Below are 19104 nucleotides of genomic sequence, written 5' to 3'. Positions count from 1 at the left end.
ATCACGATGCTGCTGATCCTGATGCTGACGTCGAAGGGAATGGCCGGCGTGCCGCGCGCATCGCTCGTCGTGATCGCCGCCACGCTGCACCAGTTCGACATCCCGGAAGCGGGGCTACTGCTGATTCTCGGCGTCGACACGTTCCTCGACATGGGGCGCTCGGCAACCAACGCGGTCGGCAACTCGATCGCGAGCGCGGTGGTCGCGAAGTGGGAAGGCGAGCTGATGTCGGAGTCCGAAGCGAAGGCGCATGCCGCGCATCTCGACGCGGAACTGGAACGGCAGAACCGCGAGCCGGCGTATGGCGCCGGTCGGGCGACGTCCGTTTAAGCGGCACACGCCTCGTCGATGGATGCCGCCAGCACCATCGCGGCGGCGTTGCCCGGCGTCGAGCCGAGCAGTTGCGGCGCATAGACGCTGTCGCCGGGCGCGATCGGCCGCCCCGACAGCGCGCAGACGCCGCGCTTGCGCGTCGTGAACAGCCGCCACTTCTGGTAGCCGTAGTGGCCCGTGCACGCGTCGCACCACGAAATCATCACGGTGTCGGCCGTGGGCCGCTCGAGCACGCTGATCGTCGGCTGGCTCGTCGCGTCCCACGACGGCAAGCGATCGCGCGTGATGCTGCGCCGTCGCGGTGCGGCCCATGAGACGGACGGCATGTCGAAGCTGCCGATCGCGGCGACGGTCCTGAGCCAGGCTACTGCACTGTTCCTCATTTCTGCTTTCCTCGAAATGTTACGCAATGTTGCGATGCGCGGTATCACGACAGGCGGATGCGCGGCTGCACGCAGCCGTTGATCCGTTCGGCGATCCACAGCAGCGTCGCCTTGGAGAACCCATGCAGCGCCTGCTGGTGCCGCCGGTACAGCATCAGGTGGCTGAACTGCGCGAACCGCCCCTGGATGAAGCCGCCGCGGAAGAATCCGAATTGCCCGAGCGTGCCGAACGCGTCGTAGTCGCTGATCGATACGAGTGCGCCGAAATCGTGGAACGCGAACGGCGGCAACGGCTTGCCGTCGAGCCATGCCGGCAGGTGCTTCGCGAGATACTCGGCCTGCTGGGTCGCCACCTGCGCGGTGGGCGGCAGTGGCCGTTCATGGCCGTCGGGCTGAAGGCTCGCGCAATCGCCGATCGCGAACACGTGCTCGTCGGCCGTGGCCTGCAGCGCGGGCCCGACCAGGATCTGGTTCGCGCGGTTCGTGGCGAGCCCGCCCAGCGCCTGCATGAAATCGGGTGCCTTCACGCCGGCCGCCCACACCATCAGATCCGCTTCGGCGAACGAACTGTCGCCATAGTGGAAACCGTTCGCATCGGCCGCCGTTACGCGCGTCGACGTCAGCACATGAAAGCCGATCTGCTCGAGCCGCCGCTGTGCCGACGCGGAAATCCTCGGCGGAAACGCGGCGAGAATGCGCGGGCCGCTTTCGAGCAGCGTCAGCTGCAGCCGCTCGCGCACCGTCGCGTCGCCATACGCCTGCGCCACTTCCAGCAGCCGGCTCAGTTCCGCCGCCAGTTCCACGCCGGTCGCCCCCGCACCGACGATCGCAACGCGGAACGGCTCGTCGCGCGCGATGCTGCGGAACACGCGCATCCGCAGCGCTTCGTTGAAGGTTTCGGCCTGCTGCTGGCTGTCGATGAAGTAGCAGTGCTCGCGCACGCCCGGCACGCCGAAATCGTTCGCCTGGCTGCCGAGCGCGAGGATCAGCACGTCGTATTCGAGTTCGCGCGCGTCGATCACGAGCTCGCCGTCCTGCGAGCGGATTTCGCTGAGCTGCACGCGGCGCCGTGCACGATCGAGCCCCTTCAGTTCGCCGGGCTGGTACGTGTAGCCGTGATCGCGCGCGTGGGCGAGGAAGATCACCTGCTGTTGCTGCACGTCGCGCGTGCCGGCCGCGATCGTGTGCAGCATCGGCTTCCACACATGGGTCGGGCTGCGGTCGACGACGGTAACCTGCGCGCGCCCGGCGCGGCCGAGTTGCTCGCCGAAGCGGGTCGCGAGCTGCAATCCGGCGATCCCGCCGCCGACGATCACGATGCGAGTAGGGGTTGTCATGAATAAATCATCACGTGATGAATAATGTATGATCCTAGCGCTTCCCGGCTTCGCGTGTCAACGGAGCGGGGCAGGCGGCCCGGTTGCGGCGACGCAAAACCGGGGCCCGAACGCGGGTATTCGATTCATTCAACGGGAGCAGGAAAACGTGGCTGAAGTCACTGAGTGCGCGCCATCGAAGCGGCGTACGCGCGGGCGGCCGCTGGCGGAGGCGTCCGTCGGTCCGGACGTGATATTGCGGGCCGCGCGCCGCACGTTCGCGAAGCGCGGCTACGATGCGACGAGCGTGCGCGAGGTCGCGCGCGAGCTGGGCATCGACGCGGCGCTGATTGCCCATCATTTCGGCACGAAGGAAACGTTGTGGCTGGCCGTCGTCGAGCAGATCGCCGATCTGGCCGAGCCGATGTTCGACGCGTTGCGCGCGCTGCGCACGGCGTCATTGCCGCATCGCGAGCGCGTGCGGCGTGCGATCGAGCTGTGCGTCGATCACGAGTTCGACGAGCCCGACATGGGCATGTTCTTCTCGACGGCGGCGACCGAGGAGGGCATGCGGCTTGACCGGCTGCAGGAGCGGCTCGTGCGCCCGTACCACGAAGTGATGTTCCCGCTGCTGGCGGAAGCGGTGGAGGCCGGCGAGATTCGCGCGGCGGACCCCGACGTGCTGTTCTTCATGGTCGCGAGCGCGATTGGCACGACCGTGTCGTACAGCCACATGATGCGGGAGTTCACGCCGCTGCCCATGCGGCAGCACGAATTCAAGCAGGCCGTGCTCACGGTCGCGCTCAACCTCCTCGGCGACTGAGTGCCGCGCGCGCCATGCGCGCGGTTACGCCGACGGCACCCGTCCGGTTCGCGTACCGTGTGTCGAAGGGTTCACCGTCGCGCTGGCGCGCGAGCCGCGCATCGCCGTCGCGACCTGAGTCGCATCGTCCGCGCCGAAGGCGCGGCGCGGCATCCGGCCGGTTCCTCGCCGCAAAACATTGTTCTCCATCGTCGTAAACGTCTCGAATGCGTGATATTTGCGCCGCCCGATCCGGTTTAGAGTGGCCGCGAATCGATGACGATGTGTCGTATGGCCGCAGTCGCGGGCCATACCGACGCACTAGAGGAGCTGGAGACAAATGGCTGAAGGCAGGATTACGCAAGTCGAATCGTTCGGTTTCGAGCGCATTCCCGACATATCGCGCTATGCGCGTCCGATCGATCTGTTCCGCTTGCTGTTCGGCGGCTGCAATACGTTTTCCACGTCGGTGCTCGGCAGCTTTCCGGTGCTGGTCGGGCTGTCGTTCAAGGCGGGCATGTGCGCGATCGTGCTCGGCGTGCTCGCCGGCACCTGCATCCTCGCGCCGATGAGCCTGTTCGGCCCGCGCAACGGTACGAGCGACCCCGTGTCGTCCGGCGCGCATTTCGGTATTCACGGCCGGATCGTCGGTTCGTTTCTCGCGCTGCTCACGTCGATCGCGTTCTTCTCTCTCGCGGTGTGGAGCTCCGGTGACGCACTCGTCGGCGGTGCGCACAACATGGTCGGCGTGCCGGTGAACGGCTTCACGCTCGGCGCCGCGTACATGGTGTTCGCGGTGCTCGTGCTGATCGTCTGCATCTACGGCTTTCGCTTCATGCTGTGGGTCAACAAGATCGCCGTGTGGGCCGCGAGCCTGCTGTTCGTTGCCGGCCTGTTCGCGTTCGCGGGGATGTTCGACATGAACTACGCGGGCACGCTGAGCCAGGGCAGTGCGGGCTTCTGGGCCGCGTTCGTCGGCGCGGTGCTGGTCGCGTTGAGCAACCCCGTGTCGTTCGCGTCGACGCTCGGCGACTGGGCGCGCTACATTCCGCAGCAGACGCCGAAGCGGCGCGTGATGGGCGCCGTGTTCGCCGCGCAGATCGCAACCTTCGTGCCGTTCTTCTTCGGTCTCGCGACCGCGACGATCATCGCGTCGAAGGCGCCCGCGTTCATCGCGTCGAACGACTACGTCGGCGGGCTCCTCGCCGTTTCGCCGCGCTGGTTCCTGCTGCCGATGTGCCTGATCGCAATCATCGGCGGGATGTCGACCGGCACGACCGCGCTGTACGGCACGGGCCTCGACGTGTCGAGCATGTTTCCGCGCCTCCTGAATCGCGTGCGTGCGACGCTGCTGATCGGCACGATCGCGATCGCATTCATCTTCGTCGGCCGTTTCTGGTTCAACCTCGTCGAAAGCGTCGCGACGTTCTCGACGCTGATCGACACGTTCAGCTGCCCGTGGATGGCGATCATGGTGATCGGCTACGTGACGCGCCGCGGCTTCTATCTCGCGGACGACCTGCAGGTGTTCAACCGCGGGCTGCGCGGCGGCCACTACTGGTTCACGCACGGCTGGAACCTGCGCGCCATGGGGGCGTGGCTGCCGGCTGCGTTCGTCGGGCTGGCGTTCGTGAACCTGCCGGGTCAGTTCGTCGGGCCGCTCGGCAATCTCGCCGGCGGGCTCGATCTCAGCGTGCCGGTGTCGCTCGCGGTCGGTGGGCTGCTGTATTTCGTGCTGCTGGCGGTGTATCCGGAAGCGGAAGGCGTGTACGGCCCGCACGGGCGCTTCCTCGTGCGCGGCGGCAAGCAGGCGGTGCGCGGTGTCGGTGCCCCGGCGATCCAGCCTAAGGGCTACTGAGTGCCGCATCGTGCGTCGCTTCGCTTCGGAAGCCGCAGTGCCGTCGCGCGGGAGAACCGTCGGCGGCATGGTCGTTTACGGAGGCGTGGTTTTTTGTGCGTGTAGCGAGTCGGCCGCGACTGCCACGTTGTCCGGCTGCCAACGAAAGCGACCGCCGGGCAGGCGGGCGCGTGTCGATTGCGGTGCGGATCAGTGGAATGTGCTGCCCGCGAGCATTCCGCCGTCGACGATGAATTCCGAACCCGTGCAATACGCGGATTCGTCGGATGCGAGGAACAGCACGAGGCTCGCAACTTCGTCGGGTTTGCCGATACGTGCGATCGGCAGCCCGCTATAGATCGACGAAGGATCGAAATCAGCATACTCCGGCGGCCGTGCCATCACGGTGTCGATGCCGCCCGGATGGACCGAATTCACGCGAATCCCGTAGCGGCCGAACTCGAGCGCGGCGGCCTTGGTCATCCCGCGCACCGCGAACTTGCTCGACACATACGCGCTGCCGCCGGCCACGCCTTCCATCCCGGCCGTCGACGACACGTTGACGATCGAGCCGCCGCCCGCATCCTTCAGCGCGGCCAGCGCCGATTTCATGCCGAGCCAGCAGCCGACCTGATTCACGTCGATCACCTTGCGATAGTCGTCGAGCGAACACGTCTCGATCGGCACGAGCTTCAGGATCGCCGCGTTGTTCACGAGGATGTCCAGCCGGCCGAAATGCGCGAGCGTCGCATGGACGGCGGTGTGCCAGTCGTCTTCATTCGTCACGTCGAGATGCTGGTAGCGCGCGGCGTCGCCGAGTTCGGCCGCGACGCGCCGGCCGGCGTCGTCGAGCACGTCGGCGATCACCACGCGTGCGCCTTCGGCGACGAACCGGCGCGCCTCCGCTTCGCCCTGGCCGCGGGCGCCGCCCGTGATCAACGCCACTTTGCCTTCGAGTCGTTTCATCGTGTTTGCTCCTGTGAGTGAAGAGGGACGCGTTCGGGCCCGCTCATGCGGTGCCCGACGCATCGATGATGCGAACCGGATCGGTGCCGTCCCATGCGCGTGCTTCGGCGATGCCGTGCGCGATCATGGCGCGCATGCCGGCGCCTTCGATCACTTCGACGCGCACGCCGGGGTCGTCGGCATCGTCGAGGTAGGCGACGCGCGTGGCCGGGTTGCGCGCTTCGAACACGACGCGCAGGCCGCGTTCGGTGAGCCGCATCACGGCGGCATCGAGGTCGTCGACTACCCAGGCGACGTGATGCAGGCCTGCGAGCGGTTGCCCGTGCGCGTCGCGGTACGGCGACGGCGCGTCGTTCGTCACGTGGATCAGTTCGATCTGCAGATCGCCGCGATACGCGAGCGCGACATCCATCGTGACCGTCACTGCTTCACCAAGGTAGCGGCCGTCGAGGCGCACGTTGCGGAACACGGTCCACGGACCCGCATCGTGGCGGGCGCGCCAGCGCGCGATGCTGCGGTCGAGGTCGACGACGACATAGCCGAGCTGGTCGATGGGGCCGAGGACGCGGTCGTTCATGGGGGCTCCGTGGCGGGGCGCGCGAGTGTGCGCGGCGCCGTTCGGTGTGGCATGCGGCGCGCGATGAATGACGGCCATGATGGCAACAAAGTCGGCGCTGCGTGCCATCCAAACAGACGAGCTGCGGGGGCGCGATTGCGCCGGATGCCGCACGCCGTCGCGATGGGCGAGCGCGAGGTGAAGACCGGACAGCGGGAGGGGAAGGGTGGAGCGATCCGCGTGTTATCCCGCGTTCGGCGCCTGCCAGCTCGCCATCGCGATCGACACGATGGGGTTCTGCCACGTCTGCCCGATGACGTTCGCGCTCTTCAGCGATCCTCGCGCGGGCATCCTGCCGGCCGATGCCAGCGAGCACGCGCGCAATTTCTACCTCGGCTTCGGCTACGGATCCATCCGCTCTGCATGTTCTTCGCGGCGTTGCTGATGGGCGAGCTGTCGGACCGCTACGACCACCTCCGGATCGTGCTGCAGTGCGTGCTCGGCCTCGCGGCAGGCTCTGTGCCGATGGCCCCCGGCGTGCGGCATGTGAGCGTTGCGCTGCAGCTGACCGGCCGTGGACTCACCGGCCTGATGGTTGGCTGCCTGGACATCGCGCAGGTGGCCATCACCGCCTTGAGCACGCCGGAGAACGCCGCTGAACAGCCCGAGCCGCGCGCTCGTATGGCCGTGCTGGGCCCGTTGTTCGTTATGCGGCGGCGGCTGATCGGCCGCGCAGGCTTCCTGCTCAGCTTCGTGATGATGGTTGTGCTACGGGCACAGGCAGGCCGAAGCGCACGCGGCCGAGCTGTCGTAGCCGGTTGCGCGCAGGTTGGCCCGATCCTGTCGGACGTTGTCCTGCGGGCCGCTGTCGCGCGCAGCCGCGCGGCCCGACACTGGCGCCTCGCGGTCATGGCAGGCCCGCTACCGGCGGCAACCGCCTCCGTACCGCATGCGGCGGCAACGGCGTTGCCGGGCCGTCGTTCCGTTCGATGTGCCAACCTGGAGTAGAGAGCGACCCATGCAACATCCGACCATCCGTACCCTGGCCGGCGCGAGCGCGCCGACGTCGATCGACGCCGCCCGCACCGCGCTGCTGGTGATCGATTTCCAGAACGAATATTTCAGTGGCCGCCTGCCGATTCCGGAAGGGCCGCGGGCGCTGAGCAATGCGCAACGCGTGATCGCGTTCGCCGATCGCGCGGGCATCTCCGTGTTCCACATTCAGCACGTCGGCGCGGCCGACGGCCCGCTGTTCGCCGACGGCAGCGACGGCTTCCGCTTTCATGCGGACCTGCAGCCGGCGCCGCATCACGCGGTCGTGAAGAAGACGTCGGTGAGCGTGTTTCCGACGACGGACCTCGACGCGCGCCTGAAGGCCGCCGGCATCGACACGCTGATCGTCACCGGACTGATGACGCATGCATGCGTCGCCGGCGCGGCGCGCGATGCGGTGCCGCTCGGCTATGCGGTGATCGTCGTCGACGACGCGTGCGCGACGCGCGACCTCGACGTCGCGGACGGCGGCACGGTGCCGCACCGCGATCTCCACCGCGCGACGCTGGCCGCGCTGACGGACACGTTCGGCGACGTGCTGACGACCGAGCAGGTGCTCGCGCTCGGCGTCGCCTGACGCACGTGCGCCGGCATCCAACGCACGCCCGAAACGCACGCCCGAGTGCTCGAGGTGCTCAATCGGCCCAGCCTGGTGCGGCGTACAGGACTTCGCCGCGGAAGCAGCCGATTGGGTCGGGCGAGTCGGCCGCGATGCCGGCTGCTTCCAGCCCTTTTGTGTTGAGACAGCCGCTGTATACATCGAAGCCGACCACGAGCAGCGGCAGGTCAGGCTCGATCCGGTTGTGCCGCACGCGCGGCGGCGCGCAGGCGGACGACGGCCCTCGGTCGGGGCAGGCGGGCCGGGGGCGCGGGCGCTGCGCGGGCGCTGCGCGGTCGTGTGGTGTCGACTGCGCATCGGCGCGCGGCCCGCCCGATCAGAACATCGTGTGCGCGTTCGCGGCCTTTTCGGGTACCGGCTGGATCACGTCCCAGTGCTCGACGATCTGGCTGTCCTTCACGCGGAAGATGTCGACCACAGCTTCGCCGCGATCGCCCGGACGTTCGGTCGCATGCACGTGCAGATAGACGAGGTCGCCGTCGGTCGCGCTGCGGACGATCTGCGCGCGCGATTCCGGATTCTTCTTGAATGCGTCGACGAAGTACGACACGAACGGCTTCTTGCCGTCGGGCACGTGCGGGTTGTGCTGCTTGTAGTCCTCCGCGACGATGGCTGCAGCCTCGAGTGCTTCGTGCTTGTTGAAGAAGCGGTCGTAGAACGTCAGCACGAGCTGGCGGTTGGCTTCCTCGGCGGCCAGGTCGCGCGCGGCCGTGCCGGCGGCCAGCGCGGCTGTCGATGCGGCAAGCAGGACGAACGCGGCAATGGCGCGGACGGGGGAGCGGAGCGATGACATATGGCGGGTTCCTTGTCAGGAGATTCGTGGACGGCCGCGGTACGTGGCGCGCGAGTGCGGATGAAGCCGATCGTCGTATAGGCTGGCGGCGGTGCATCCACATGCTTCGCAGAACTGGCAAACCCGTGCGGCCGTCGGGCCGCTCGAATGGTACAGTTGCCGCGAACCCGTCACAAGAAGTCGCCGCGGTGTGAGCAGGTCACACCGCGGTGACCGTGCATTGCCCGTGAAAGAGAATCCCGTCATGCCGTTTCCGTCCACCGACGAATCCGTTGAACTCGATCAGCCTTGCCCGATCCGCGATGTGCTCGACCGCATCGGCGACCAGTGGAGCCTGCTCGTGCTCGAGGCGCTGTCCGGCGGCACGATGCGCTTCAACGAGCTCGCCCGTGCGATCGGCGACGTGTCGAAGCAGATGCTGTCGCGCACGCTCAAGCGACTCGAGCAGGACGGGTTCGTGAGCCGCACGCTGTACGCCGAAGTGCCGCCGCGCGTCGAATATGCACTGACGGATCTCGGGCGTTCGTTCCTGACACCGATGCACGCGATGATCCGTTGGGCCGACGAGCATCATCGTGCGATTTGCGCTGCACGTCGGCGCGCGCGGGAGCTGGAGGGGGGCGGGCGTTGAGCGTGGTGCGTCGTGCGGTCGCGTGACGACCGGCGGCTGTATGCGTTTGCCGCGGCGACATCGAGTGATTTCGTAATCCGAACGTTTCGAGGGCGTTGCTTGCGCGCGCGTCGTTGCGAAGGGCGCAACGTATGCGCGGTGATCGGGGGCGGCGGCACGCGATTCACCGTGACCGGGACAGGCGTGATCGGCTGCCGTCCGGGTCCGGTATCGGGCGATGCCGATTGGCCGCCTCGCACGCCGCCTCGTCGTCCTGCTGCCGAACGGCACCGGGGCGTCCTCCGTACGACCTTGCGCCGACCCGGGGGCCGGCGCGGGCAACCGCCTATCGCCAGGTGCCGTCGACGTAGACCCACACCGGCCCCTGGCGCCGCCAGTAGCCGGGCACCCACCGACGCCCCTGGCGCCGCGCGATCCAGCGGCCGGACACCCATATATAGTGGCCGCGCTGCCAGCGCCAGTAACCGTCGGTCCAGACATAACCATGGGGGCGCGGCGGCGGCGGCCGGCGGTCGTGCCGCGGTGCCGGCGGCGCGAAGCCCGGGCGATCGGGATAAGGCGGCCTGCCGGGCCCGTGGTTCGGTCCGGGCGGCCGGTACCCGGGTGGTACGGGCTGGGCCGCGGCGGTACGCAGCCAGCCGCCGGTGCCGACGAGGGCGGCGGTTAGTCCGATGGCGCGCAACAACGAGCGTCGATTCATGGCGGATCCTCTTATAAGTAATCGGGGCTGCCTTACATTAGCCTGCCACTCCCATGGCCGGGTTACGGGGCCCGTTAAGGCTGTTACCGCATGTCACGAGGGTTCTGCCGATTGCCGGCTGGCTGGCCGGCCGAGTCTCGCGTCGTAGCAGGCGCCGACAGCGAATGGTCCGGCTACGACAGCGCGCCGCCATATGTTTACCGTTCCACCGCCGTGTTTTAGGCTGCTGGACCAGTATTTGAGATAAAATTGGGTAAAAATTACCGTTTTATGGTGGTTCCACCGATTCCGCTTGTTGTTTCTATGCAACCGTCAAGACGATGACATGAAAGAATGGTGGGATGAAGGCTTCCAAAAAGCGGCCGTCAAGAAGCCAAAAAAAGGCGTTAAAACAAATACTTATAACTCGTCCCCACTTTCATTATTTCTAGTTCTGGAAAAGCTTATTTCTTTATTTGCAGATCGCGCCCCTAGGGTACACCCCTAAACTCACGGTTCCCAAACGGGCAACTATCCGGGCGCGGCCAGAAGGATCGATGGCGCTCCCGGACGGTTGCAGACCGTTTATGAACAAGGTCGCGAGACCTGCCTCTTTTTAGAAGGGAGCTCCACGAATATGAACAAGACTCTGATCGTTGCAGCAGCTGCAGCATCGTTCGCTACCGTCGCTCACGCGCAAAGCAGCGTCACGCTGTACGGCGTGCTGGACGCAGGCATCACGTACCAAAGCAACGTCCAGAACGCAGCAGGCCAAGGCAAGTCGCTGTGGTCGATGGGTTCGGGCATTGACCAGAGCCGCTTCGGCCTGCGTGGTTCGGAAGACCTCGGTGGCGGCCTGAAGGCGATCTTCACGTTGGAGAGCGGCTTCAACATCGGTAACGGCAAGTTCGCGAACAACAACGGCATGTTCAACCGCCAGGCTTTCGTTGGCCTGTCGAGCCAGTACGGCACGGTTACGCTGGGTAAGCAGTACGACTCCGTCCAGGACTACCTGGCACCGCTGACCGCAACGGGCTCGTGGGGCGGTACGTACTTCGCTCACCCGTTCAACAACGACAACCTGAGCACGAACGGCGGCTACTCGGCTAACAACACGATCAAGTTCGCAAGCGCGAACTACGCTGGCCTGCAATTCGGCGGCACGTACTCGTTCTCGAACAGCACGAACTTCGGCAACAACCGTGCTTACAGCGGCGGTGTGTCGTACCAGTACCAAGGCCTGAAGCTGGGTGCAGCTTACTCGCAAGCGAACAACCCGAACAACAACGGCACGGGCGCAGTTGACTCGTCGTCGGCTCTGTTCAACGGCCAAGGCCGCCTGCGCACGTACGGCGCGGCTGCTGCATACGCATTCGGCCCGGCGCAAGTTGGCGCAGCATGGACGCAATCGCGTGTCGACAACCAAGCTAACGGCGCGGCAACGTTCCACGCTGACAACTACGAAGTCAACGCGAAGTACAACCTGACGCCGGCTCTGGGCCTGGGCGCAGCGTACACGTACACGAACGCGAAGGTTGCTGGCGAAAGCACGCACTGGAACCAGTTCGGCCTGCAAGCTGACTACTCGCTGTCGAAGCGCACCGACGTCTACGCACAAGCTGTGTACCAGCGCGCTGCGAAGAACGGCGTTGGCGCATCGATCTACAACGGCGACGTCAACACGCTGCCGAGCTCGTCGATCAACCAAACCGCAGCAACGGTTGGTCTGCGTCACCGCTTCTAAGCGTGACGGCTGGGTAACCAGCTTCGCAGTATCGAAAAAGGCGCCTTCGGGCGCCTTTTTTTGCGCGCGCGGAATGCAGCAACCAAAGCGGTGGCGACGGTGCATATCGTCCGGCCGCAAAAAACGAGGCTCAGGGCCTCGCTTTTCGTGTTCGTATGGCCGAGGTACGCTGCCGGCTCGCAGTGGCGTCAGCGCGTGTATTCGCCGTTGGCTTCCGGCTGGAACACGATCGCCGCGACCTTCATCAGCTTTTCGGCGCCGCTCGGCTGCAGCACCTTCACCAGTTGACCGCGTTGCGTACCCAGCAGGGCCATCCCGACCGGCGAGAACACGTTCAGGCGTCCGAGCTCGAGATTGGCGGCATCCGGATAAACAATCGTCCACGTGGCCTGTTCCTGGGACGCTTCGTCGAGCAGCGTGATCTGCGAGTTCATCGTAACGACGTTCGCCTTGATGGCGTCGGGCTGCACGATGTCCGCGCGCTCGAGCAGCGTGTCGAGCATTGCCTGGAATCGCGGGTTGTGTTCGGCGTGCTTCTCGAGGCGAGCAACGTCGAGTTCGGTCAGCTGGTAAAGGCGTTGTTTCATGGCAGTTCTCCAAATGATCGGCATGGGGCAGGCGTGGCGTGCCTATGGGATCGCCCGGAGCCTGTCTGACGTGGCTCCGGGGGAGGCCGCGCTGTCAGATCAGGCGCCGGGCAGGGGCGAGCGGCGTCTGAGCCGTGTGTCGAACGCAGGGGCGCGCCGGATGGCCGGCGCGTGCGCGCACGCCGGCGGGGCCGGACGGCGAAACCAGGAAAGGCGTGGGCGCGTACATGATGAATAGGGAATCGACAGGCGAATAAAACCTTACAATTCTACAACACAACCTTCCGGATCGGTGATTCGGCTGTCGGCCTTTCGTCAGGTATTGTTGTCAAAATGATTTAAGTGATAGGGATATCATGCGGCGAAAGCGGTCAATTTTTTCCAAAAATGCAACGCTGTATGTTCAAACCGAGGGTTTCCCCTTGGTGTCGCGCGCACTACACTTGATCCATCGCTTCAGACAGTCCAGCCGGGAGCGACGTCAAAAGAGAACATATTTCGGAGGTCCATCATGAAGTCGATCATCTACGCAGCGATCGCTGCATCCGTTCTTGCCGCCCCGATCGCATCGTTCGCGCAGTCCGAGCAGGGCTTGACCCGCGACCAGGTCCGGGCCGACCTCGTGCAACTGGAACAGAACGGCTACAGGCCGCTCGCGAGCGATTCGCAATATCCGCAGAACATCCAGGCCGCGGAACAACGGATGCAGCCGAGCCAGCCGATGCTCGCCCAAGCCGATACGAGCGGCTACGGTGCGGTGGCGATGGGCGCAGGCCAGTCGGGTCGCCGCATGACGCGTGAAGCCCCGAATCCCGTGAACTCCGTCTACTTCGGCAACTGAACATTCCCGGGTCTGCCCGAGCCCAGCATGTGACCGACGGGACGCGCGCCACTAGCGCGCGTCTGCGTCAGCAGAGCAGAACCTCCGTCGCCGCATTCCGGCGGCTTTTCCGCCCAGACGCTCGCGCGTTTGGGCCTTTTTTGCTGGGATGGGTCAGGCGGATGTGACCGTCGGCGTGCCGTGGATATAGTGTTCGAGCTGACTGATCGTGAATTGCTGGTCGGCAATCACGCTCTTCACGAGGTCGCCGATCGAGATCAGGCCGATCAGCTTGCCGCCGTCGAGGACGGGCAGGTGGCGCATCCGGTGCTCGGTCATCAGTGCCATGCACTCGTCGGTGGATTGAGACGGTTCGACGTAGCGCACCTTGGCCGTCATGATTTCCTCGACGCGGGTGGCTTTCGACGAACGATCCTGCAGCACCACCTTGCGCGCGTAGTCGCGCTCGGTAACGATGCCGGCGATGTCGTCGCCGTCCATGACCAGCAGTGCGCCGATGCCTTTTTCGGCCATCAGCTTGATGGCGTCGTAGACGAAATCGGCTTTCGTGACGGTGTAGATCGTGCGGCCGGATTCCGGCTTGGCTTTGAGAATTTGCGCGACAGTCGTGCTCATTTGCTTTCTCCGTGTGCAGGACGATGCAGGGAAGGCAGGGCGTGATGCGCGGCACCCGACGGGCCCAGTATAGCCGGGCCGGCTGCGGCAGTCGCGTGACGTTTCCAGATTAGCGGTAAACTCCGGTCACGCACTATCCACACAACTCCTACATTCCTGATCGTTTCGACTGAATTCATGATGTCTTCGCGTCCCCAATCGCCCACGCCGGGCAATGGCCAGGTCGACGAGTGCGTGACGCTCGTCGCCACCGCGTCGCTGCCCACGCGCTACGGTACGTTCACGTCTTACGCCTTTCGCGTATCGGGCAGCGATGCCGAACATCTCGCGCTCGTGATGGGTGACGTCACCGGCGAGCAGTCCGTGCTGACGCGGCTGCATTCCGAATGCCTGACCGGCGACGTGTTCGGCTCCTACCGATGCGATTGCGGCGAGCAGCTCGATCTCGCGCTGCGCTACATCGCGGCGGAAGACCGCGGCGTGCTGCTGTATCTGCGCGGCCACGAAGGGCGCGGCATCGGCCTGAGCAACAAGATCCGCGCCTACGCGCTGCAGGAGCAGGGGCGCGATACCGTCGAGGCCAATCTCGACCTCGGCCTGCCCGACGACGCCCGCGAATACGACTCGGCCGCCGCGATCCTGCGGATCCTCGGCGTGACGTCGGTACGCCTGATGAGCAACAACCCGAAGAAGTTCGACACGCTCGTGAAGCACGGCATTCCCGTCTGCGAACGCGTGGCGCTCGCGGTGCCCGTGCGCGAGGAAAACGAGCGTTATATCCGGACCAAGCAGGTGAAGTTCGGGCATTACTTCGAAGAGAACGAATAGTCGAAATTTCGGCTTCGTCCACGGCGGTCTGAGTTGATCCGATGAAGTCTTTAAGTCATTGAATATTCGCGACAATTAGAGACTTCTCCTTGCCTCCGCCGTTGCATCAACGCTTGTCTTCGTTTGGCTAAACTTGCTGGGTCGGCGTAGGTTTCTGGGGCGTTGTGCTGGAAACCTACGCCGCGTATGCTTCTCTCAGGAAAAACCTACGCCGAGGGAAGAATGCGCTTTGACGCACGCGTCGCGGCCGCGCTGCCAAGCGGCGAGCACATGACCTTTGAGGGGTTTCCGGGACTTCGTCTCCAGGCTTCGATGAGTCGCAAGTCCTGGACATATCGCTACAAGTCGCCGGTTGATGGCCGTATGCGGCAAGTGAAGCTCGGCGAGTGGCCCGCGATGGCATTTGCTGCTGCGATCTCCGCTTGGGAAAGGAGCCGCGTTGAGCGTGATTCTGGCGCTGAGCTTTCTTCACTCCGTCGAAACAGAGAAGCGACGACTCCCAGTCCATCACCAACTGCCTACACCGTCAGGGAGCTGTGCCGTGACTACCTGGAAGGGCATGTAGAAGTAAATCGGAAGACGAAGGGCGCGGTCGAGGTCGCCCGAATATTCAAGGCAATGTTGGGGCCTATCGCGGACGCTAGCGCGGCGACTGTCACGCGCGCCCAGGCATTCGATTTCCTCGATTCATATAAGTCGACACCGGTTCTCGCAGCGCGCCTTCGAATGGAGCTTGGTGGTGCTTGGAACTATGCCCTCGATGCCGGGCGCCTTCCCGAAAACACTGCGAATTGGTGGAAGGATGTTCTAAGAGGGCGATTGAAGAGCAAAGGGCGCAAGGTCGAGGGGAAATACACCGGGACGCAGAAACGAGTACTTTCGGTAGATGAACTCGGCACGTTGATCCGGTGGTTGCCGAATTTTAGTTTGACTGTTGCTGATGCGTTGACGCTCTACCTTTGGACCGGCACGAGGGGCGGCGAGATCGTCTCAATGGAATGCACCGAAGTGGCAGAGGAAGCCGACGGCCTCTGGTGGACTATCCCGAAACACAAGACCAAGGGGTTGCGAAACGAGAGGGCAACGGATTTGCGTGTGCCGCTCATAGGTCGTGCTGAGGTTGTTGTGCGACGGCGCCTCGATCAGGCCAAGGGAACCGTTATGTTTCCCTCGTCGAGCGGAATGTCGATGAACCAGACCGTGGTCCAGCACGGCGTCTATTATCATCAACCATATTGCAAGATCGCACCGAAACACGACCGGCCGCGTTTGCCGGTCACGCACTGGTCGGCCCACGATCTTCGACGCACAACCCGGACGTTGCTTGCAATGATGGGATGTCCCAATGATATTGCCGAAGCAGTCCTCGGCCATGTGCAACCAGGAATCATCGGCGTCTACAACAGACACACCTATGATAGGGAGAGGCGCGAGTGGCTCACGCAGCTATCCCTTCGGTTGGAATCAATCGCCGCGACGTATCCCGCGAAGAAGTAGGCGGGCGATGCCGATCGTAGTGGCCGGTGTTTGAGGGTGGTTGGACGCTGACTTCAGAGAGTAATCTCGACGGTCGGCTAGGAACTGTATCCAGAGATATCGGGACAGGTAACGCGCGAAACGGTATTTGCCCCCTGATATGCCGTGCATACAGGGCTTCCATCGTCCTTGAATCGAAAAGAATTAATGCAAAAGACCAGGGCTGCTAGAAGGTTTGGCTCAACGTCTTTTGGTAGCGGACCACAACGGAACTTCGGGGAAACTAATTGTCAATGAAAGGACGGCCAAGCAGAATTTTGTTCCTGTGAGTGCATTTGCCGCGCGCGATATTACCAATTAAATTCGGATGTGCGTGGTCAATCGTAAGTGTGACAGGTTTGCCGTACATCATCGACACCACTGTGGTCCGTGTTGACAACATCTCCGCGCAGACAAGGAATCGAGGACATCAGGCTAAAGGTGACGTCGCGATGAAGATCTGTATCTCGTTGAAAGAGGTGGCACAGGCGCTCTCGCTATCCCCGGCGACGGTGCAGAAGCTCGTACGTGAGAAGACCTTTCCCGAACCGCGGCTGCTTTCGGGCCGCAGGGTAGGATGGTTGGTACATGAAGTTCAGACATGGGCGGAGACTCGCCCGGTTGCGGACCTGCCGCCCCCAGAAAATACAGGGGCTAGAAAGCGGCAAGTCCGCCGAGATGCCTAGACTAATCAAAAACTCTGAACGGCGATATATCTGCGGCAGTGAGTACAACGCCGGCGACATCGTAGAACTCAATCGCGAGAACTGAAGGGGAACATATTAAGGGCTATGTTACCCTTCATTTCGGGACATTCTGGCCTATCGCCGAAACACACGTCGCTCACACAAAAATTGTGTTGGTCGTCGGCCATACCCCGGGGCATACATCGCAACGATCTTGTCGTTGAAGTTCGTGAAGCGTCGTTCGTGTTTGGGAATCAGCAGCGGTTCGAAGCTGCCGTCGCGGTCGCGAGGCACTTCGATACGGATCGGGTCGTCCTCGATCAGGACTGTCGTGGCACCTGTGCCATTGCGCGGGTCACGGCGCTCAGCTTGGCAGCGCCTGGCGGGTAGCTGAGAGGGGGGCTCATCTCGCCGCCCAGCGCCCGCTCGATCAGCGCATTCTTGAAGGCCAGCGTCGCGGCATTGATCGCGTCGGCTGTCATCGGACCGTTGCCGAATTGCTCAAGCAACTCGGCGGATATGGCCGGAATGTCTACCGGCCTGGCTTTCGGTTTGCGAGGCATACATCCTCCTTCGGAGCATCATATGCCTTGAACACGAAATTACTGCCAGCCCCGGTTACGGCAATGCGGTCTGCGTGCACCCCAGCGCCTCCAGCGCCTTTGTGATCGCATATGCGTTTAGTAGGGCTGTATCGAACGAACGATCGCCCGCTAGACGATGGCCGTCAATCGAAATTTGCCAATGTTCGCCGTCGTGTTCGCATGCGGCGCGACGCTGACTTAGCAACTCGGCATACCAGCGCCACGCGTTCCGGTGACACGTTGATGTGCTTCGCCGGAGAGGTCCAGGGTGTGGTCGATTACGCGACTGATCGTTCATGGACAGGCAATTTGTGATGGGGGCTGGGCGAGTCTGCTCACCCTGGTATCGGATAGGTGAAATGCTCGACGCAAGGGAGCCGCTTTATCCGGTCGTCAGCTGTGAACCTGCCGGTTCCGCGCGCGTGAAAGCGGTGCGCGTTGCTTGCGGTGCTGTTGCGGCCGCCGTGAGTATTCCTCGCAACCGCACCGTCAGAAAATCGACAAACGTGGCGATCTTGGCATCGAGAAACTGACGACACGGATAGACTATGAAAATGCTCGTACATTCGATGGTCTGGTCGGGAAATAGCGGCACAAGGCGGCCCTCGTGTATGTCATCCACGACGCAATGAAGTGGTAGTACGCCGACGCCGAAACCTGCAAGCAGCGCGAACCTAACAGCTTCCGGGTCGTCGACGACGAGCGGTGCATCGGATTCTCGGCTAACTCTGGGCTCATTGGTCTGGATCGCCGGTCGTACGGATCGCGCTGTTAGCGGGATCGGCGTCAGTGCATGCTGCGATAAATCGTCGATTGTCTCGATCGCATGCTCACGAACGAACGATGGTGCTGCTACCAGGACACGACGGCATTCCCCGACCCGCTTTGCGACGTTTTCTGAGTTCGGCAGCGACGTCGCCGAGACGATTGAGACATCGACATGCTCTTCAACCAGATTTGCTGTCTTCGGCGTGAATCGGAGATCGACGGAAACGGCGGGAAAATCTCGTCGATAGTCTACGATTGCGCGGGTCAAAGGCACGCGTCCGACTTCAGCCATGCAATGTACTTTTAATCGACCTCGCGCGGACAGGTGCGCCGTGCCGACCTCAGTCTCCGCTTCCTCAAGATCGGCGAGAATTTTCTTGCATTTCCGATAGTAGTGCTCACCCGGTTCGGTCAGTGAAATTGAACGCGTGGTGCGGTTCAGCAACCGGGCTCGCAACTGGAATTCGAGTGTCGATATAGCGCGCGAAACGCTGCCAGCGGTGCATTGCATATGCTCAGCGACCGCGGTGAAACTCTTGACTTCCGCGACTCGCGCGAAGATGCGCATGTTAGTGATTTTGTCCATGGATGCGTTCAGTCCTGGTCAATTGGTCAAGGGGGTACGGTTCGTCGCAGGTGATGCACCGCTGGCGCGGGCCTTCGCTCACGCGGTCTTGTCGCTCAACTGCCGTGCTTCAGAAGAAAGATAGGTTCGTGTTGGCAATCAAACCATCCCTACATGTGGATGTCGGCATAGACATTCGGGCACAGTCGATACTCCCTGCGTATAGGCAGGTGACTCCATGTACACATGTCGATCGAGACTCGCGTCAGCGAGGACGCTCCTCGGTGATCAGGCCGACCGATACATCTCATTTCTGGAAACGACGGAAATTGCCGGGCACCTTGCCGTTGCGGTGCTGGGTTCCACGTGTGCGCCTTAAGAAAACCAATCAGAACGATTCAGG

22 protein-coding genes and 1 pseudogene are annotated in these 19104 nt (G+C 63.5%); 12 read left to right on the top strand and 11 right to left on the bottom strand.

Features of this window, described 5'->3' with window-relative positions; all coding sequences use genetic code 11:
* The coding region (locus DIE15_RS08175; RefSeq protein ID WP_124832883.1) for a dicarboxylate/amino acid:cation symporter at positions 1-330 on the top strand (330 nt) is incomplete at its 5' end.
* Here DIE15_RS08175 and DIE15_RS08170 read toward each other — a convergent pair.
* Together DIE15_RS08170 and DIE15_RS08165 are read right to left on the bottom strand one after the other, a co-directional pair.
* Positions 327-716, bottom strand: a complete 390-nt coding sequence (locus DIE15_RS08170) for a DUF3331 domain-containing protein (RefSeq protein ID WP_057929393.1) — start codon at positions 714-716, stop codon at positions 327-329. The two genes, DIE15_RS08175 and DIE15_RS08170, sit on opposite strands and share 4 nt — an antisense overlap.
* A 44-nt stretch (positions 717-760) precedes the next feature.
* Positions 761-2053, bottom strand: a complete 1293-nt coding sequence (locus DIE15_RS08165) for an NAD(P)/FAD-dependent oxidoreductase (RefSeq protein ID WP_124832882.1) — start codon at positions 2051-2053, stop codon at positions 761-763.
* 148 nt (positions 2054-2201) lie between these two features.
* Between DIE15_RS08165 and DIE15_RS08160 the strand changes: the two genes are divergently transcribed.
* Both DIE15_RS08160 and DIE15_RS08150 read left to right on the top strand, forming a co-directional pair.
* A complete protein-coding gene (locus tag DIE15_RS08160) occupies positions 2202-2855 on the top strand; it encodes a TetR/AcrR family transcriptional regulator (protein WP_057929391.1) in 654 nt (217 codons plus the stop codon).
* A gap of 319 nt (positions 2856-3174) precedes the next feature.
* On the top strand, positions 3175-4692 hold the full coding sequence (locus DIE15_RS08150; RefSeq protein WP_057929390.1) for a cytosine permease: 1518 nt from the start codon (positions 3175-3177) through the stop codon (positions 4690-4692).
* Positions 4693-4881: 189 nt separating this feature from the next.
* Here the strand turns inward: DIE15_RS08150 and DIE15_RS08145 are convergent, their stop codons facing one another.
* The gene (locus DIE15_RS08145; protein ID WP_057929389.1) at positions 4882-5637 is read right to left on the bottom strand and encodes a glucose 1-dehydrogenase; all 756 of its coding nucleotides are present in this window, start codon (positions 5635-5637) and stop codon (positions 4882-4884) included.
* Positions 5638-5680: 43 nt separating this feature from the next.
* Positions 5681-6214 (bottom strand): VOC family protein, encoded by a 534-nt coding sequence (locus tag DIE15_RS08140; protein WP_124832881.1) that lies wholly within the window; start codon positions 6212-6214, stop codon positions 5681-5683.
* Between the two features lie 205 nt (positions 6215-6419).
* On the opposite strand from DIE15_RS08140, the gene DIE15_RS37565 reads away from it, so the two are divergent.
* The 3 genes from DIE15_RS37565 to DIE15_RS08130 are packed head-to-tail and all read left to right on the top strand — an operon-like array spanning position 6420 to position 7823.
* Positions 6420-6638 (top strand): hypothetical protein, encoded by a 219-nt coding sequence (locus DIE15_RS37565; RefSeq protein ID WP_242431917.1) that lies wholly within the window; start codon positions 6420-6422, stop codon positions 6636-6638.
* The gene (locus DIE15_RS37560) at positions 6617-7201 is read left to right on the top strand and encodes a hypothetical protein (protein ID WP_260428202.1); all 585 of its coding nucleotides are present in this window, start codon (positions 6617-6619) and stop codon (positions 7199-7201) included. The genes DIE15_RS37565 and DIE15_RS37560 overlap by 22 nt, the downstream gene beginning before the upstream one ends.
* A gap of 10 nt (positions 7202-7211) precedes the next feature.
* Positions 7212-7823 carry a cysteine hydrolase family protein gene (locus tag DIE15_RS08130; protein ID WP_057929388.1) on the top strand — a complete coding sequence of 204 codons (612 nt, stop codon included), beginning with the start codon at positions 7212-7214 and terminating at the stop codon, positions 7821-7823.
* Positions 7824-7881: 58 nt separating this feature from the next.
* Here DIE15_RS08130 and DIE15_RS36905 read toward each other — a convergent pair whose 3' ends face one another.
* Together DIE15_RS36905 and DIE15_RS08125 are read right to left on the bottom strand one after the other, a co-directional pair.
* The gene (locus DIE15_RS36905) at positions 7882-8058 is read right to left on the bottom strand and encodes a hypothetical protein (RefSeq protein WP_185734390.1); all 177 of its coding nucleotides are present in this window, start codon (positions 8056-8058) and stop codon (positions 7882-7884) included.
* 123 nt (positions 8059-8181) lie between these two features.
* Complete coding sequence (locus DIE15_RS08125; RefSeq protein ID WP_124832880.1) at positions 8182-8658, bottom strand: ester cyclase; 477 nt, start codon at positions 8656-8658, stop codon at positions 8182-8184.
* A gap of 244 nt (positions 8659-8902) precedes the next feature.
* Between DIE15_RS08125 and DIE15_RS08120 the strand changes: the two genes are divergently transcribed.
* A complete protein-coding gene (locus DIE15_RS08120; RefSeq protein ID WP_057929386.1) occupies positions 8903-9289 on the top strand; it encodes a helix-turn-helix domain-containing protein in 387 nt (128 codons plus the stop codon).
* Between the two features lie 325 nt (positions 9290-9614).
* Here DIE15_RS08120 and DIE15_RS08115 read toward each other — a convergent pair whose 3' ends face one another.
* Positions 9615-9989 carry a YXWGXW repeat-containing protein gene (locus tag DIE15_RS08115; protein WP_124832879.1) on the bottom strand — a complete coding sequence of 125 codons (375 nt, stop codon included), beginning with the start codon at positions 9987-9989 and terminating at the stop codon, positions 9615-9617.
* Positions 9990-10605: 616 nt separating this feature from the next.
* Here DIE15_RS08115 and DIE15_RS08110 point away from each other — a divergent pair.
* Positions 10606-11712 carry a porin gene (locus tag DIE15_RS08110; RefSeq protein WP_044846708.1) on the top strand — a complete coding sequence of 369 codons (1107 nt, stop codon included), beginning with the start codon at positions 10606-10608 and terminating at the stop codon, positions 11710-11712.
* Positions 11713-11900: 188 nt separating this feature from the next.
* Here DIE15_RS08110 and DIE15_RS08105 read toward each other — a convergent pair whose 3' ends face one another.
* Positions 11901-12299, bottom strand: a complete 399-nt coding sequence (locus DIE15_RS08105) for a GreA/GreB family elongation factor (RefSeq protein WP_057929385.1) — start codon at positions 12297-12299, stop codon at positions 11901-11903.
* 511 nt (positions 12300-12810) lie between these two features.
* On the opposite strand from DIE15_RS08105, the gene DIE15_RS08100 reads away from it, so the two are divergent.
* Positions 12811-13140: a DUF4148 domain-containing protein gene (locus tag DIE15_RS08100; RefSeq protein ID WP_057929384.1), complete on the top strand. Its 330-nt coding sequence runs from the start codon at positions 12811-12813 to the stop codon at positions 13138-13140.
* A gap of 153 nt (positions 13141-13293) precedes the next feature.
* Here the strand turns inward: DIE15_RS08100 and DIE15_RS08095 are convergent, their stop codons facing one another.
* Complete coding sequence (locus tag DIE15_RS08095) at positions 13294-13755, bottom strand: CBS domain-containing protein (protein ID WP_057929383.1); 462 nt, start codon at positions 13753-13755, stop codon at positions 13294-13296.
* A 177-nt stretch (positions 13756-13932) separates the two neighbouring features.
* Here DIE15_RS08095 and ribA point away from each other — a divergent pair, with 177 nt between their 5' ends.
* The 3 genes from ribA to DIE15_RS08080 all read left to right on the top strand — a co-directional run bounded on the left by ribA (position 13933) and on the right by DIE15_RS08080 (position 16784).
* Positions 13933-14583 carry a GTP cyclohydrolase II gene (gene ribA, locus DIE15_RS08090; protein WP_057929382.1) on the top strand — a complete coding sequence of 217 codons (651 nt, stop codon included), beginning with the start codon at positions 13933-13935 and terminating at the stop codon, positions 14581-14583.
* A 222-nt stretch (positions 14584-14805) separates the two neighbouring features.
* Positions 14806-16080, top strand: coding sequence for a tyrosine-type recombinase/integrase (locus tag DIE15_RS08085; protein WP_124832878.1), 1275 nt, complete (start codon positions 14806-14808; stop codon positions 16078-16080).
* 470 nt (positions 16081-16550) lie between these two features.
* Positions 16551-16784, top strand: a complete 234-nt coding sequence (locus DIE15_RS08080; RefSeq protein WP_124832877.1) for an AlpA family transcriptional regulator — start codon at positions 16551-16553, stop codon at positions 16782-16784.
* Between the two features lie 153 nt (positions 16785-16937).
* On the opposite strand, the pseudogene DIE15_RS08075 reads toward DIE15_RS08080, so the two are convergent.
* Together DIE15_RS08075 and DIE15_RS08070 are read right to left on the bottom strand one after the other, a co-directional pair.
* A pseudogene (locus tag DIE15_RS08075) lies at positions 16938-17347 on the bottom strand (transposase); the annotation flags it as partial.
* A 403-nt stretch (positions 17348-17750) separates the two neighbouring features.
* Positions 17751-18722 (bottom strand): LysR family transcriptional regulator, encoded by a 972-nt coding sequence (locus tag DIE15_RS08070; protein ID WP_124832876.1) that lies wholly within the window; start codon positions 18720-18722, stop codon positions 17751-17753.
* Positions 18723-19104: the final 382 nt, after the last annotated feature.

It is taken from the genome of Burkholderia sp. Bp9031 (assembly GCF_003857965.1).
Lineage (GTDB): Bacteria > Pseudomonadota > Gammaproteobacteria > Burkholderiales > Burkholderiaceae > Burkholderia > Burkholderia ambifaria_A.
This window is presented reverse-complemented; position numbering and strand designations above follow the sequence as displayed.